This is a genomic window from Candidatus Kapaibacterium sp. (assembly GCA_023957315.1).
GTDB lineage: Bacteria > Bacteroidota > Ignavibacteria > Kapaibacteriales > UBA2268 > PGYU01.
Map to the genome: position 1 here is coordinate 83,669 of JAMLHE010000011.1, position 17,534 is coordinate 101,202.

The window sequence follows — 17,534 nt, forward strand, 5'->3', positions numbered from 1 at the left end:
TAAAAGGGAATTCATAAAACAAATTCCCTTTTTTTCGTCTATGCAAAAATTATATTACCATTATTTGGAGCTTTGATGCAAAAGATAAGAATAGTTACAGCCGCAGCACTTTTTGACGGACATGATGTCTCAATCAATCTTTTCCGCAGGTTACTCCAAAAACGTGGTGCTGAAATTATTCATATCGGGCACAATCGTTCCGTTAGCGAAGTTGTTACTGTTGCCCTCCAAGAAGATGCTGATGCGATTCTTGTGAGCTCCTACCAAGGTGGGCATAATGAATATTTTCGTTATATGGTGGATATGCTCAAGGAAAACTACGCTGCCGACATTTTGATTTTTGGCGGTGGCGGAGGTGTAATTCTACCTTCCGAAGCTACTACGCTCGAATCTTACGGCGTTAAACGCATTTATCATGCTACCGAAGGGCAAAAAATCGGAATTGACGGTATTGCTGATGATATTATCAATTCAATTATCGAACATCGCAAATCAATCGCTAAATTCATTCCCAATGATAAATTAATCAAACAAAACAATGCCGCTCAGAGCTATTTAATCGCTAAACAATTATCTTTTTTTGAAAATTGCACCGAAGATTGCAATCGCGATACTTACCGTAAACTCTATGCCGACAACGACAAAGGCAAATCTATTGTGCTCGGTGTGACAGGCACAGGTGGAAGCGGTAAAAGCTCATTAAATGACGAAATAATCGGAAGATTTTTATCTACCGCTCAAAATTTTAAAATCGGGATATTGGCTGTTGACCCATCTAAAAGCAATACAGGTGGTGCATTGTTGGGCGATAGAATTCGCTATAACCAAATTTACAACGAAAATGTCTTTTTCCGTAGTTTTGCCACTCGTTCCAGCAAATCGGAAATTCCCGAAAGCATTATTGATTCTATTGCAATTATGAAATCTTGCGGATTTGATTTAATTATTGTCGAGACTTCGGGGATTGGTCAAGCAAATAGCGAAGTCGTTACGATTAGCGATAAATCAGTCTATGTGATGACCGCCGAATTTGGAGCTCCTACTCAGTTGGAAAAAATTGATATGCTCGACAAAGCGGACTTCATCGTAATCAATAAATTCGAGAAAAGAGGCTCCGAAGACGCTTACAGAGAAGTCAAAATCAATTATCTCCGCAACCGCAACGTCAAAACAGATAAGACACTTACACTTGGTGAACTCGAATTACCCGTTTACGCTTGCAGTAGCAATCATTTCAACAATCCGGGATTAAATCGTTTATTCAAAGATTTGACTTCAACTTATGCGGAAAAAAATGTCAAATTCGACCACGAATTCATTGCTAAAATGCCTACAAAGCATATCGTTGATTACAGTTTGATTAATAATGACAAAATCAGCTATTTATCAGAAATTGCTGAATCTATCGCACAATATAAAATTCAAGTAGCCCGTCAATCCGGCATCGCCGAAAAAGCGTACGCTTATAAGATTGCTTACGAAAGCACTAATGATAATGATTTGCGAAACAGATTGATTGCCGAATACGAAATTTTCTATGATGAATTGACCGAAGAAAGTAAAAAATATATCAATAATTGGGCAAAAGTCACCGAAAATTATTCACAAGATGAGATTAAATATACAGTTCAAGGCAAAGAATTTTCGATTAATTCATTTACCAAATCACTTTCAGGTTCGAAAATTCCCAAAGTTGCATTGCCAAAATTTAATGATTGGAAAAGTATTATTGAATTTTGCTATATGGAAAATTTGCCGGGCGAATTTCCCTATACAGCCGGCGTTTTCCCCTTCAAAAGGACAACTGAAGACCCCAAGCGACAATTCGCCGGTGAAGGAAGCCCCGAAAGAACAAATAGAAGATTCCATTATTTATCTAAAGATGATGCTGCCAAACGACTTTCGGTCGCATTCGACGGTATCACGCTATATGCAGAGGACCCTGCCGAACAACCCGATATTTACGGAAAAATCGGCGAATCCGGCGTTTCCATCTGTAGTGTCGAAGATATGGACAGATTGCTCGCAGGATTTGACCAAACTGACCCTTTGACGTCAGTTTCTATGACGATAAATGCTCCGGCGCCAATCATGGTGGCGTTCTATTTCATGACAGCATATAACAGAGCCTTGAAAAAACTCGAAAATGAAGGCATCACGTTGGACGACGCTGCAAGGGAAAATCTCAAAGTCGAGACTTTCAGAAAACTTCGCGGAACTGTCCAAGCTGATATGTTGAAGGAAGACCAAGCCCAAAACACTATCATTTTTTCTATTGATTTTGCAATGAAACTAATCGGCGATTTGCAAGAATATTTATCAATCAATAAAATTCGCAATTATTATTCGCTGAGCATAAGCGGTTATCATATTGCGGAAGCGGGCGCTAATCCCATTTCACAGCTTGCATTTACTCTCGCAAACGGTTTTACTTATGTCGAGTATTTCCTGAATCGTGGGCTTAAAGTTGATGATTTTGCCCCAAATCTTTCCTTCTTCTTTTCAAATGGCATGGACCCCGAATATTCGGTTATCGGGCGAGTCGCTCGGAGAATTTGGTCTGTAGCGATGAAAAATAAATATGGCGCCGATGAAAGAAGCCAAAGATTGAAATATCACATTCAGACATCCGGCAGGTCTCTTCACGCACAAGAAATTGACTTCAACGACATTAGAACCACATTGCAGGGATTGCTGGCATTTTACGATAATTGCAATTCATTGCACACAAATTCCTACGACGAAGCTGTGACTACTCCTACTGAGGAATCTGTCCGTCGCTCGATGGCTATCCAATTGATTCTATCCAAAGAATTCGGCATGTTGAAAAACGAAAATCCGAATCAAGGTGCTTTCATTATCGAAGAGCTTACCGAGCTTGTCGAAGAAGCTGTGCTAATGGAATTCCGCCGTCTGTCTCGTCGCGGTGGAGTTCTCGGAGCGATGGAAACACAATATCAGCGCTCAAAAATTCAGGAAGAATCAATGTATTACGAATATATGAAGCAAAGTGGCGATTTCCCGATTATCGGTGTCAATACATTCCTAAATTCAAGCGATGATAATCCCTACGAAAAAATGCAAATCATTCGGACCTCCGATGAAGAGAAATTGCAGAGACTTTCTGAAGTGCAAGGATTCAAGGAACGCAATGCCGAAAAAGTTGATGCAGCATTGAAAAATTTGATTGAAGTTGCAATTTCCGGTGGGAATATATTTGCCGAATTGCTCAACACAGTTCAGTATGCAACTATGGGGCAAATCACAGCAGTTCTTTACAAAATTGGCGGAAAATACCGCAGAGGGATGTAAAGTACAAATCATGCGTGGAAATTCATTCGGCTCTGAATACAACAAAATTGATTTCAATTTAATCAAAAGATTAATTGTTTTCCTCAAGCCATATAAAAAGTACGTTTTTGTTTCTATTTTCCTGACGCTTTTAGTTTCGGCATTGGCACCCTTGAAACCATATCTTATCAAAATCGCTGTTGATGATTACATATCATTGGGCGACAAACAAGGTTTGCTCAATATTATAGTGATTATTTTGGTTGTTCTCGTATTGCATGGCGCCATCAGATTTGGTCTGACTTTTATTATGCAATGGGTCGGTCAGAACTGTCTCAACGATATTCGAAATCAGCTTTATGCACACTTGCAAAAGCTTTCGATGAAGTATTACGATAAAAATCCTGTCGGCAGATTGGTTACGCGCGTCACAAACGATGTCGAAGTCCTTAACCAACTTTTTTCATCGGGACTTATAATGATGGTTGCCGATGTGATGCTGATTTTTTGGATTATTGGTTTTATGTTCTACACAGACGTTAAGCTGACTTTGCTCACCATCACAGTTTTACCGCTTTTACTTCTGCTAACTACATTTTTCCGACGCAAAGTACGAGTATTATTCCGCGATTTGCGAAATGAAGTATCCAAAATGAACTCATTTTTGAATGAATTTATTTCGGGAATATCTACCGTCAAAGTCTTTGGTCAGGAGAAAAAACTGAACAATGAGTTTGATGTTATAAACAAAAAAACACGCGAATTAAATATTGATACTGTTTTTTACTATGCCATATTTTTTCCGGCAGTCGAAATGATTGGTGCTATTGCAACTGCAATTGTATTGTGGTATGCAGCGGGCAACATTTTATCGGGTGTAATGACAGTTGGGGTTTTGATTGCATTCATTCAGTATTCGCATATGTTTTTCCGCCCGGTCCGAGATTTAAGCGAAAAATACACAACGCTACAAAATGCGATGGCTTCATCGGAAAGAATTTTCGGTCTTTTGGATACTGAGGAATTCTTGGAAGATGCTCCCGATGCTCTGGAAAAATTTGAATTTAACGACAAGATTGAATTTGAAAATGTCTCGTTCAGCTATGACGATAATAAATGGGTGCTCAAAGACATTTCCTTTGAAATTAAGAAAGGTGAAACAGTGGCAATCGTTGGGGCAACGGGCTCCGGCAAAACTTCTATTATAAATTTGCTCTGCCGATATTATGATTATCAGTCAGGCACAATCAAAATTGATGGCATTGAACTGAAAAATATTAAGCAAAAAGCCTTAAGAGATAAAATCGCTCTTGTAATGCAAGATGTTTACTTGTTTTCCCGAACAATCAAAGAGAATATCACACTTAGTACTGAGGAAATTTCGGATTTAGACGTTCGGAATGCTGCGATTGCTCTCGGCGCAGCACCGTTCATAGAAGCCAATCCCGACAGTTTTGATTATCTCTTGAACGAGCGTGGGCAATCCCTTTCCACCGGGCAAAGGCAATTAATATCATTTTGCCGTGCTTATGCAGCCAAACCTGAGCTTTTGATTCTTGATGAGGCGACATCAAGTATTGATACCGAAACAGAAAATGTAATCGAAAAATCTCTCGAAAAGCTTTTGGAAAATAGAACTTCGATTGTCATAGCTCATAGGCTTTCGACCATCAAACGCGCCAACAAAATTTTGGTATTGCACAAAGGTCAAATTCGCGAGCAAGGCACTCACGATGAACTCTTGCAGTTGAACGGGCTATATGCCAAATTATATATGCTACAGTATAACGAAGTGTCGGTTTAAAGCATTCCCGAACGTTTACGCACAAACCATTCGACTGACAGCAGCAAAATCGCAATTATCAACAACCAAGGCTGACTCCACAAGGCGAATTCGCTCCTTTCAGTAACGGGGCGAGCTTTGAAATTCTTGTGATTTTTAATTGCATCCAACAATTCATTTGCATTATCGGGAGTGAAGAATTCGCCACCCGAAATATATGCCAAATTACGCAGCAAACTTGTATTCATTCTCAAATTTAGATATTCCGCAGGAGTTTCCCCCACTGAAAATCTGCCGTCATCAGTGCCCAATAGATTTTGCCCCAATTTTGCAGTTCCCTTGAATTTGTGGTCACCCGCAGGTAAGGATTCCATTGCACCGAAATATCGCCCATTATTGATTGGCGACATAATTATGGTGCGAGTTTCATCCGGCGATTCAATTTGCAATTCAACTATCGCATTATCAACCGTTTGGTACGATGCATCATAAACTTGTGCAACGAATTCGATTCGTTCACCAACATTGTATAATTGTTTTGTAGGTTTTATGATGAGTTGCTTTGCCTTATCTTTCAATGACAGCCAACGAATTGAATTTTCCATAAACAGCGTAAATATATCCGTCGCTTCGTTTCGCCCGCGAGAAACTTCCAGAGCATGTCCGACTAATTTCCATCGGAATAATCCGTAGCCCATCACTGCAATACTCTTTGTTTGCTGGAACTCACGGGTCATGATTAAAGGCTCTGCAATCGGAACATTGTTCACTTTCATCGAAGCCACAAGTTCGGATTCCGATTTGATTCTGACAAAAGTCTCAGTTTTATATATTGGTGGCAAATTATTCCATAAAGTCAAATCTTCATCTGTACCGTTGATTCTAATCAAAGGATTGGACAAGGCTCTCGGATTGAGGTCAACATTGACCATGAATTCTTTTGCTCGAGAGGAAGCAACATTGAATGGCAAAAATTCTTCGAACTTTTTGAGTTTAGTGTAATCAGTTTCCCGTCCGGCAATAAATAATATTGATTTACCTTTGGAAATGTGGTTTACCAAATTCTGTATCGTTGCATCGGAAGTGTTGATTGTTGGGAAATTTACGAAAATAAAGACTTCGGTTTCGTTCAAATCTTTTTGAGTTGGCTCATTATAAAAGCTCGTTCCCAAACTTTGGATGAACTCTCTGATTTCGATGCCTTCCTGATTTTTAATCGCATTTTTAATGAACGAAATATCTGCCACAGCCGAACCCGAGAAAAATGAAATAATTCTCTTGTTCTTGAGCACTTTAACATATTTCGCCATTTGATTATTTTTGTGTGTAATCTCACCTGCGAGATTTTCCACTTTGATGCTCAATTTTTTGTTGCCTTCGGTTTTCGGCTCGTAGGTAAAATCAACCGAATATTCAGTCCTATTCGGAGTCAATTCAACGCTTGTTTCGCCAATTGAAATATTTTCCTCGAACAATTGCACCTTTACACTTTTGCCTTCAAAGCCATTTGCATCAAATCTGAGATTGACAGGAACTTTGTCGTTGATATAAACTGCGTCATTTGTGATTATGTTGACTATCGCAACATCTTTGGGATATGTCGAATCCCCAATTCCAACAATGAAAATCGGTTTACCAAGTCGCTCGGCTGTATAAATAGGATTGTCGCCACTATTGAATGCACCATCTGTAAATATTACGATGCTACGCAAATTTTCATCGGTCATTGAGCGATTAACATTGCCCAAAGCATTTGATAAATCTGTATTACTGCCGTCCAATTCTAACGCATCAAAATCAAATCCCTCGCTTTCTTGAACTGAACTCGAAAATTTCCGCACGATTAAGTCATCCTTCAGTTGCTCCAATTGCGAATCTTCCATAGATTTCTTATAGCCCGGTTTGCGGTCACCACCTGCATCATCTAATGACATCGAAAGCGAATTGTCCAACATTGCTACTACGACGGGCTCCTTCATGCTGCCACGGATAGCAGTATAAACCGGCTCGAATAATGCGAAAAGCAAGAGAACCAAAGCCACAGACCGCATGACCATTAGAAGGGTTTTACGGGCAGGAGTGATTTCAGGAACAGTTTTGCGATATGACCAAATCGAAAATGCTATCAAAGCCAGCGAAATTATGATTAATACTGCCCAACTGCCACTTATCCCGAAATAATATGAATTCATTTATGTATTTTCCGATTTTAAAATTTTGTTCATCAAGTACTAATCAATAACGTTGTAGTGTGCTATTTCTTTTGATTCTCAGCCAATAGTTGCATTGCAATTGACTCAAATTCTGTTTCTAAATCCATTTCCGAAATTTGCTTTCCGGCTCTCGAATACCAATACTCGGCATTCCAAATATCGCCTTCTTTGCGGTGCAAGTAAGCATGTACCCAAGCTGCATTCTTGCTGCCGAGATTTTGTACGATATTATGAGCCATGTCCCAATTCCCCTTGTAATCATACCAAAGCGCCTCAAGTTCCTTGCTGAAATCGCTACTCGGAGCATCAGTCATGAATATTTGAGCTATATCGTTTTTGGATTTCATTTCAAATTTGTAATATTAATTTTATATAGACGAATAAAAGCAATAAAATGTGACTAATTTGCCACTTTTTACTAAACATTTCTTGCAAATATGATGAATCTTTCTTAATTTAGAAAAATTGAAATGTCAATTTGAAAAAATGATTTTTAATCAATTTAGGAGAAATAATGTCAGAGAAAAAATTTGTACCGTTCGTTTCACCTGATTCCAATATGCTTGAGTTTTCAGTCAAAGCATTGCTCATCGGCTTAGTGATGTGCGTCATCTTGGGTGCTGCTAATGCGTACTTGGGTCTGAAAGCAGGTATGACAATCGCTGCGACCTATCCTGCGGCTGTAATTGGAATGGCTGTACTCAGAGCCTTCAAGGGAACAATCTTAGAAGAAAATTTTGCTCGTACAGTTGGCTCTATTGGCGAATCTGTCGCCGCCGGTGCTATTTTTACATTGCCTGCCTTTTTCATAGCAGGTATATGGACCGATTTCTACACTCCGACTAATTATTTGATAGCGGCTGCTATCATGACTGTTGGTGGTGTACTTGGTATTATGTTTGTCGCTTTGTTACGCCGAATTATGGTTGATGACAAAGAGCTTCCTTTCCCCGAATCTGTCGCTGCGGGAGAAATTCACAAAGCAGGTCAAACCGGAACCGGCGGCAGTAAATTCTTGTTCATCGCAATGATTGGCGGTGCTTTAATCAAAACGCTTGGCGAAATGAAATTATTCTTGTCAAGTTTCAAGCACTTTTTCGTTTTCTCACCTCAAACTATTCCCGGAACAACTTTTGTCGGCTCAGGAGGATTGCTCTTTACTTCGATGACTATCAGCCCTGCATATATGGGTGTAGGATACATTATCGGACCTAAGCTCGCAGGTCTTGCTTTTGGTGGTGGATTGATTGCCTGGGGCTTGTTGACACCGATTATTCAGTATTTTATTCAACCTCACTATGCCGGAGATGGTATTCTGACAGCACAAACTGTTTGGAACAACATCGTGCGTCCGATTGCAATCGGCGGTATGTTAGTAGGTGCTACTTACACATTGTTCCGTATGCGGAACAGTTTGATGACAGGTATTGCTCGCTCTGTCGGCGATGTGAAAAAAGCCGCAAGCGGACAAAATGTTGACCAAATCAGAACCGAGCGCGACATCAGCTTTACATGGATTTTAGTTGGTATCGCATTCGTTGCTATTTCTACTTTTTTCATCACATATCAAGTATTCAACACTTCATTTTTGATAGCTTTCGTCGCTGCAACTGTAATGATAATCTTGGCATTCTTCTTTGCCGCAGTTTCGGGCTATCTCGTTGGGATTATGGGCTCGAGTAATAACCCAATCAGTGGACTTACGCTGACTGCCCTCGTCGTTACTGCTCTGATTCTCGTAGCATTAGGCGCCACAGGCAACGAAGGTGTTGCAGCAGTACTCGGTGTTGCTGCAATCGTTTGCGTTGCTGCTGCAGTAGCCGGAGAAATGCTCCAAGACTTAAAAGTAGGACATATTCTTGGCGGTACTCCTTGGAAAATGCAAGTTGGTGACATTATCGGCGTTGTAGTTGCAAGTGCTATACTTTTCATTCCACTATTCATCTTGCACGAAGGCGATATCGCAACGGGGCTAAAAGAAGGCTATGTCGGTGGTTTCGGTAGCAAGGAATTGCCCGCACCTCAAGCAAGTTTGATGGCGATGCTCTCGCAAGGTATTGTTGGTGGCAACATGACCTGGCCCCTCATCATTGTGGGTATGCTCATGGGATTAGCGATGATTTTGATTCGCGCCGGAAGTCCGATGCTTATCAGCGTTGGTATGTATCTGCCATTTGGAACCGTATTTGCCATTTTTACAGGTGGCGTTATCAAAGGTGTGCTTGATTGGCTCACCAATAAATATAATATGAATGAGGCGCAAAAAGTTCGTGTGGAAAACATCGGAGTGCTGCTCGCTGCCGGATTTATTGCCGGTGAAGCCCTGATTGGCTTGCTCTTTGCGGGATTTGCCTTTGCAGAAATCGAGTTGTTCAATTTCTTTGCGCAACCTTCATTCCTCGTCAGTATAGTTGTATTGCTAATTATAGCTGCAGCTTTGATTTATCTGCCATTCAAAAATGCGGGTAGTCCTGACGAACCTGCTCCCCCTTCAGCCGGTGGGCATTAAGCCGATTATTTAGCATTGTACTTTCATGGGTTGTCCTATTTTGGGCAACCCTTTTTTTGTCCATTAGCTTTTACCCTTAAGATTTTTTGCAGTGCGAAATTATTCGTATATTTGCAGTCCGATATAGGGCATTTTTAGCAAATATCGAGGTTCGGGATGTAGCGCAGCCCGGTAGCGCACCACTTTGGGGTAGTGGGGGTCGGCGGTTCAAATCCGCCCATTCCGACCAAAACAAAAACCCATTCATGTAGGGACAGAACAGCGTTCTGTCCCTATATAATTTTATCATGGAGCATGATATTGACGATGTTGATAATAAGTTCCCTCTCATTTGGTTTACTGTTTGCGATAAGTAGAGTAAGTGATGCCAACAAATTATTATCAAGTGTCAAAAGTGACAATTTATCGCATTTTTCAAGAAAGTAAATAAAAACTACTGCAGCAATACGCTTGTTTCCATCTACAAATGAATGATTCTTTACTAAAAAATAAAGCAAATTTATAGCTTTATTAAGTATCGAAGGATATAAATCCTTTCCGTTGAAAGTCTGATAAATAGCTGAAATTGAGCTTTTCAAAGATTCATCTTTCTCTCTGCCAAACAAATCCAAATCTCCTGATTTCTGTTTCATTTTTAAAATAATATCAATAACTTCATCATATTCTAATCGGTAAGCTGATTCAACAGTATTCTCAAAAAACTTTATTCGTTGATTATCATAATCATCAAGAATCATTAACGCTGAGGAGTATTTGTCAAGGAGTTGTAGGAATCCAATTTTTGATTCAGATTCAATTTCAGATGATAAAGTCAAATCAGTTATCAACTTAATAGCATCATTAAGATTCTTTAGTTTATCTCGTTCTTTTCTTAGAATCGAATCATTTAATGCATAACCTTGTAATAAATAATTTTTCAAAACATTATTAGCCCAAATCCTGAATTGTGTTCCCTGCTTTGAATTTACTCGATAACCAACGGAGATAATTACATCTAAGTTGTAAAATTTAATTTTCCTCAGTATCTCTCTACCGCCTTCGATTTGAACTTGTGGTATTTTTACACAAGTTGAAGACTCCTCCAATTCACCCGTGGCAAAAATGTTTTGCAAATGTCTGACAATGGAGGTCCTTTCAGTCTGAAAAAGGGCTTCCATTTGATATTGGTTTAACCATAAAGACTCATCCTGCAATCTCACTTCTACTTGTGTTTTGCTGTCAGATGATTGATATATTACAATCTCGCCTTTCAATTCGATACTTCTTCTTTGTAATATAAAAAATTATTACAAAAATAGGGTTTATTCTGTGAAGAGAAGAAAAAATTTTGAAAATTATATGTTCCCGTCAGTTGATAATATAGACGAAACCTTCGGAAGGTTTCGAACCTTCGGAAGGTTAGGAAAGCATCCCTTCTCATGTCCCGTCAGTTGTTATAATTTACGGATAGGGATAAATCTGTAGTATAGTCGTTAGTTGTAACAAAGATGATACACTTACTTTGGAACAACTGACGGTACAGTAGCAACTTTTGTCTCAATATCAAAGACACTACATCTTCACAAACATTTGCGTCCGGCTGCCAATACGGAGATAATACACACCTCGAGGCAGATGCGAAATATCAATTCTTATATTGCCGCTCCCTGAGCCTGTCGAAGGGTGAGCAGACGGGGTGGTGATAACACATTCTCCAAGCGTATTGAAGATTTTGATGTCAGTAACTTCATCAACCCCACGGTTAACCGTAGGGTTGATATCTACGGCTATTTCAATATATTCGCTTGCGGGGTTAGGGAAAATATTGTACTGCAATTCATCAGCTCTTTCATTAACGCTTGTAGCAATATCGAATGTAAATTTGTATAATAAATGAGCTGCCCAAGTATTTCGTAGGAATATTGTATTTTTATTCAAGTAGGTGCCTGCATTTGGAGTTAATTGCATTATACTATTAACAAATTTAGGAAATTCTATCCAATCTTTTCCTCCATTGTTTGTTATAAATTGCCGTCCTCCTGAATAATTCAGCCAAATATTATCGTCATCATAATATATGAATGACGCCAAGTAAATACGCTCTGCATCCGCTTTTGTGATGAAGCTCCCAATATTAATTTTATTCCATGATATCCAACCATCTTTGGTATTTATCAGAAATATTTCCTGCTTAATAGTGCTATCATTTACCTCAGTTATTTCAAAGCTTGGAAACCATGCAACATTTTTGCTAGTGTATTTTACAGAGACATTTTTGAAAGGAATTTCGAATGAATTCCACGTTATACCGGAATTAAGAGTATGATAATTATAAATTATGGAAATTAAACTATCTTCTTGAACTTTTTGATAATGATTAACATTAAAATGATATTCTTTATCGTTGTAAATTCTTAAATTATATATATATGAGCTATCTTGAATAGCTGATAATGGTATCTCTTCCCATGAAATATTTGTTTTCGAAAATTTAAAAATACCCTTTCTGGTAGATGTCTTTTTTCTAAAATCCCAGTTTGTCCCGAGAATATATAGATTTCCCAATTCATCGAATTGTGGAGAACTAAGCAAAAGTTTTTCAGGAAAATTGTTTACCTCCCATGTTTCTCCAAAATCATAAGACATCATATACACTCCTGTATCAGCCGGAGGTTGTGGTCCAAAAAGTGCAAGATACGGTTGGGTGGTAATGCAAATGAAATCACCATAGCAGCTAATTCCGGTTACATTAGGTGGAGCTATGCCTTTCATTACCCAACGGTCGTATATGTCAATCTCACTTATTAATTCCCATGAATCACCTGCATTTGAAGTCCGAAATATATAAAATTCATAATCTTGATTTCTAATGAGAGCAACCCCATTTAGTGAATCTTTGAAGGTAATACCATTAAATGTTTTAGCTCCATCGGAAATTTGAAAATCCGCTACTTGCTTTATTTCATAATCTACAATTGGGCTGCTGAAAGCATTAAGAGTTGAACCAATAAGGTTTGCTAAGATGAAAGCGAATAGAAGTATAAATTTTTTCATAATTTAAAACTTTATAATTGTTAAACATAATTTACAAAATTGAAAATCGCAACACTTGGGAATGGGGTGTTCATCGCACAATCATAAGCAAGCTCTCTCGCAAATGAGTGGATTCGATATAAGCCCTATGTCGCAAATTCTCATTATCAAATTTCCATTTTGAAATTGAACTCTTTCATATATGTAATAAACAAGTCAAAGTTCGTTTTGTTACATTTCGTTGAAAAAAAAATTGAAAAAAGTTTCAAATTTCATGTCCCGTCTTTATTATAAAAACGGGAAACTTTTTGTCATTCTGAGCGAAGCGAAGAATCCATGAATTTTTCAAAGCTTCATTCTTCGACTTCGTCTCAGAATGACCAATACAATTCTTTGCGTTCTTTGCGGTTCTTTCTTTGCGAACTTTGCGGTTAAATGTTTTGGTTTTGATTTTAATCCTGTCCATCCTGCAATCTTGATAATCGTGTTCAAGATGGGCTTTGCGATTAAATTGTATTCTGTCTTGTCCTAAACTTCTCCACCCACGAATAAATTCATGGGCTATGTTTTAAAAAGAACGCTGTTGCAGTCCCTACAAATAAATTGTGGTTAAATAAAAAAAAATGGCTGCTCCAATCGGAACAGCCATTTTTGTAAATATTGTTTTGTAATTAATTCGATGGTTCGGCTAATAAACCACGCTTGCGTAGCAGTGGCTCAATCGATGGTTCTGCACCGCGGAATTTTACGTAAAGTTTCATCGGGTCTTCTGAGCGACCGCGTTCTAAGATGTTTTTGCGTAAGGAGGTTGCAGTCTTTTGGTCGAAAATGCCGTTTTGTTTGAATGCTTCGAATGCGTCCGAATCTAACACACCGGACCAAATGTAGCTGTAATATCCCGAAGAATATCCACCTGCAAAAATGTGGTTGAAGTATGTGCTTCTATATCTTGGAATTATTTCGTCAATAAGACCGATTTTCTTCATCTCTTTAACCTCGAATGAGTTAACGTCCAAAGTCAATGGGCTTGTCAATGTGTGGAATGCCATATCGAGGTACGATGCCGCAAGGTATTCGCCGGTAATAAAACCTTGGTTGAAGTGCTCGCTGGCGCGCATTTTATTCAATAATTCAAGAGGAATCACTTCGCCGGTTTTGTAGTGCTTAGCATACATTGCCATTACTTCGTCTTCCGCTGCCCAATGTTCCATCACTTGCGATGGCAATTCGACGAAATCACGCGATACGCTTGTACCGGAAATCGAGACATATTCGCATTGAGAGAATAGCCCATGAAGCGCATGTCCGAACTCGTGGAATAGGGTAGAGGCTTCGTCAAAAGTTAAGAGCGATGGCGTGTCTCCCGTTGGTGGCGAGAAGTTGCAAACTATACTTATAACTGGGTGAACTCGCTTTCCGTCTTTGTTGAATTGTTCGCGGAAGCTTGTCATCCATGCTCCGCCACGTTTGCTGGCTCTTGGGTGGAAATCTGTGTAAAACACCGATAAATGGCTTCCGTCTTTGTCTAAAACTTCGTAACATCTTACGTCTTCGTGATATACGGGAATATTCTTTAATTCTTTAAATGAGATTCCCCAAAGTTTATTAGCAACCGTGAAAGCACCTTCCAAAACATTGTCAAGTTTGAAATAGGGGCGGAGTGCTTCTTCGTCCAAATTGAATTTTTCTTGACGCACTTTTTCGGCATAGTATCTCCAATCCCATGGTTCGAGATTAAAATTGCCACCTTCGCGGTTGATAAGTGCTTGGAATTGCGTAGCTTCGTCCTTTGCAACTTTCAGTGCAGGTTCCCATAATTGGTCTAATAATTTGTAAACACCTTCCGGATTTTTCGCCATATTTTCTTCTAAGATAAAATGTGCATGGCTTTGATAACCGAGCAATTGAGCGCGTTGAATTCGCAAATTGACCAAATTTTTGATTACTTCCTTGTTGTCGTATTCGTTGCCGTTATCGCCGCGAAGCATATATGCACGCCAAATTTTCTCGCGTAATTCGCGTTTGTCTGCATATTGCAAAAAGGGCAAAAGGCTCGGATTTTGCAACGTGAACATCCATTTGCCTTTATGTCCGGCTTTTTCGGCTGTTTCGGCAGCAGCATCAATAAGCGATTGTGGCAATCCTGCCAAATCTTCTTTTTTATCCAAAATCATCTGGAAAGCATTATTTTCAGCTAGAACATTTTCGCCAAATTTAAGTGTTAGCGATGCTAATTGCTCATTTATTGTACGCAACTTAGCTTGGTCTGTGTCGTTGAGTCCGGCTCCGTTTCTGATGAAACCCTTGTAGGTTTCTTCGAGCAAAACGGCTTTTTCGCCAGTCAATTTCAATTTATCTTTTTGCTCGTAAACGCTTTTTACTTTGCTGAACAATATTTTATTCAATCTGATATTGTCGCCGTGCTTTGTGAGTTCGGGTGAAATTTCGCGGGCAAAAGCCTGAATATCAGGGTTCGTATTAGCTGAGTTGAGGTTGAAAAACACTCTTGAAACCGAAGTAAGTAAAGAGCCTGAACGTTCCAAAGCTTCGATAGTGTTCTCGAAAGTTGGGACGGCACGATTATTAGTGATAGCACCAATTTCGAGATTATGCTGGTGGAATGCTTCTTCAAAAGCGGGTTTGAAATGTTCTATTTTAATCTTCTCGAAAGGTGGCACACCAAAAGGCGTATCAAATGGCTTCAAAAGCGGGTTGTCACCTTTTGCATTTGCAGACATAATATTCATAAATAATATCCCAATAAACAGATTCACAATCATAAACTTCATAATTCTATTCCAATTTGTTAAACTTTACATATCTTACAAATTTACGAATAAAAAAGCTATTTGTTACACAAAATCGGATTTCAGAAACAAAAAAAGCCCCAAACGAATTTGAGGCTTTAGATTAATATTTTCCAAAGCTTGATTAATTTAAACGGGCTGTTCTAATTTTGAAACTCTGAATATCTCCGGCTTTTCCACCATCTATTAAATTATAGAACTCACCTGAACCCGATATTTCGAACATATCACCGACATTTTGGGCGAAATTGCTTATAACGGCAGTACCAATAAATTTATAGGGCATGCCTTTATACATAAAAATAAGACTTGTTTGAGACTCTCCTTCGAACACCAATGTCTGATTGCTTTTGTTCTCGATATTTTCTGCATAGATTGAAATCCCCAAATTGAAGGATTCATCACTATCATCATAAAGAAATACACCCACGGCTAATAATCCGCCCTCAACTAAATATTCAGCAGCACCATCTAACTTATCGTCTGAAAAATTGAGGCTTTCTCCGGTTATCATTGTCATTTTTAATTCCATAAAAGAATTTGACAATTCATCATCGGGGTCTCCATCATCTTCTTCATCTTCCACTCTGGTAGCTTTAAACGATGCTGAAGTCACGGTAAAAGTTTCGCCGCCTGTTATACTAACAAACTGAGCTGTGAAATTGCCTTCTATAGTTTGCCCAACTGCTCCATATTTTGTGATGTTGATTTTGCCCGAACCCGGCACTGCGTGATACACAATATAATTTTTCATTATAATTATACCGTTGTCATCATCGTCAAGATTGTATGAAGCTACTCCATTACCCTTGAAAGAAATAGACATAGCATATCCGGCTGCTGTTTGGTTATCGCTTGGCACAAATGAAGTGAATGCTAAATCAGTTACACCGTAATGCGTGTCGAAAATCCCCATTCCAAGTTTGAATGTGAATTTCTCTTTATCAGAATTGACAACAGCGGCATTATTGCCTGTGCCGTTGTCTATGTTGCTACCGTCAGTCGGGTTTGACGATTTTTTGCTGCATGATGCTAATAAAATCGCAGCGGTTAAGATAAATATCGAAAAATATTTCATCATAAGTTTTCCTAAAAAAGTTGTAAAAAATAGATTAGGCAAATATAAGTAATATTTTAATCAAGGCAAAACAAAGTTTGAAAAATCGGTATTTTTACTATATTATCACCAACGCTCAATTTTACTTTATAAATTTGTCATAGAAATATTTTTCTCCATTATATAGAATCATAAAATATGAACCGACTGCAAAATGTGAAATATCTATTTGCTTAGCAGATGATTCCTCCATTAAAACACCTCTAATATCGTAAATTTTGATTTTTATTTCTGATTCACTTATTCCATCAACAAGGTTTATAATATCATTATCAATGAATTTGATAGCATTTGATGAGTATCTTGATTCACCGGGTTCTATTCTAATATCGGATAAAGATGGTTCATATTTGAATACTCTACCAAAAAAAATGCTCGTTGCAAATGCTGTTAGAGTATCGGGTAATATTATCTTCTGATAACCATAGTTATACAAAGAGAACAAACCTACTGGATATAGACTATTGAAAATTTCAAAACCTTGAGTGATGTTAAGAATGCCTGCCTTGTTATTGAAACATATCATCCCGAATGAAAAATCTATAAAATCAAATGAATATTCGGGCAAACTAGCAAAGAAATCATAGTATATTTGTTTCCAACTTTCTCCACCGTCTGTTGAACCATTAACAAAAAAATTAAAAACATCATTAAACTCATTTTTCTGAAATCTAAAAGTTAAAGCTAAATTTTTATCAAAAAAATTAATATCTTGTGTCCCTTTCGGCATCCACAAATATTTCCATGATTCTCCCGAATCAAAAGATTGAGCTAATACTAATTCGAGAGTATCTGCATTGGT

Annotated in this window: 10 protein-coding genes and 1 tRNA gene; 4 read left to right on the top strand and 7 right to left on the bottom strand. The window is 38.4% G+C overall.

Annotation, left to right across the window (positions count from 1 at the left end; translation table 11 throughout):
* Window positions 1–75: 75 nt before the first annotated feature.
* Both M9949_11510 and M9949_11515 read left to right on the top strand, forming a co-directional pair.
* The gene (locus tag M9949_11510; GenBank protein MCO5252029.1) at window positions 76–3,312 is read left to right on the top strand and encodes a methylmalonyl-CoA mutase family protein; all 3,237 of its coding nucleotides are present in this window, start codon (window positions 76–78) and stop codon (window positions 3,310–3,312) included.
* Window positions 3,245–5,095 carry an ABC transporter ATP-binding protein/permease gene (locus M9949_11515; protein ID MCO5252030.1) on the top strand — a complete coding sequence of 617 codons (1,851 nt, stop codon included), beginning with the start codon at window positions 3,245–3,247 and terminating at the stop codon, window positions 5,093–5,095. Before M9949_11510 ends, M9949_11515 begins: the two co-directional genes overlap by 68 nt.
* Here M9949_11515 and M9949_11520 read toward each other — a convergent pair.
* The gene (locus M9949_11520; protein ID MCO5252031.1) at window positions 5,092–7,266 is read right to left on the bottom strand and encodes a hypothetical protein; all 2,175 of its coding nucleotides are present in this window, start codon (window positions 7,264–7,266) and stop codon (window positions 5,092–5,094) included. The two genes, M9949_11515 and M9949_11520, sit on opposite strands and share 4 nt — an antisense overlap.
* Before the next feature lie 62 nt (window positions 7,267–7,328).
* On the bottom strand, window positions 7,329–7,634 hold the full coding sequence (locus tag M9949_11525) for a hypothetical protein (GenBank protein MCO5252032.1): 306 nt from the start codon (window positions 7,632–7,634) through the stop codon (window positions 7,329–7,331).
* Between the two features lie 167 nt (window positions 7,635–7,801).
* Here M9949_11525 and M9949_11530 point away from each other — a divergent pair, with 167 nt between their 5' ends.
* The gene (locus tag M9949_11530) at window positions 7,802–9,796 is read left to right on the top strand and encodes an oligopeptide transporter, OPT family (GenBank protein ID MCO5252033.1); all 1,995 of its coding nucleotides are present in this window, start codon (window positions 7,802–7,804) and stop codon (window positions 9,794–9,796) included.
* Window positions 9,797–9,948: 152 nt separating this feature from the next.
* Window positions 9,949–10,025 (top strand) — tRNA-Pro (locus M9949_11535).
* Window positions 10,026–10,068: 43 nt separating this feature from the next.
* Here the strand turns inward: M9949_11535 and M9949_11540 are convergent.
* The 5 genes from M9949_11540 to M9949_11560 all read right to left on the bottom strand — a co-directional run.
* On the bottom strand, window positions 10,069–11,049 hold the full coding sequence (locus M9949_11540) for a virulence protein RhuM/Fic/DOC family protein (GenBank protein ID MCO5252034.1): 981 nt from the start codon (window positions 11,047–11,049) through the stop codon (window positions 10,069–10,071).
* A 298-nt stretch (window positions 11,050–11,347) separates the two neighbouring features.
* Entirely contained in the window at window positions 11,348–12,829 is a 1,482-nt protein-coding gene (locus M9949_11545; protein ID MCO5252035.1) for a T9SS type A sorting domain-containing protein, read from the bottom strand.
* A 650-nt stretch (window positions 12,830–13,479) separates the two neighbouring features.
* Window positions 13,480–15,597: a M3 family metallopeptidase gene (locus M9949_11550; protein MCO5252036.1), complete on the bottom strand. Its 2,118-nt coding sequence runs from the start codon at window positions 15,595–15,597 to the stop codon at window positions 13,480–13,482.
* A 142-nt stretch (window positions 15,598–15,739) separates the two neighbouring features.
* Complete coding sequence (locus M9949_11555; GenBank protein ID MCO5252037.1) at window positions 15,740–16,696, bottom strand: hypothetical protein; 957 nt, start codon at window positions 16,694–16,696, stop codon at window positions 15,740–15,742.
* Window positions 16,697–16,814: 118 nt separating this feature from the next.
* Window positions 16,815–17,534, bottom strand: a 720-nt coding sequence (locus tag M9949_11560) for a T9SS type A sorting domain-containing protein (GenBank protein MCO5252038.1), incomplete at its 5' end; no start/stop codon positions are given.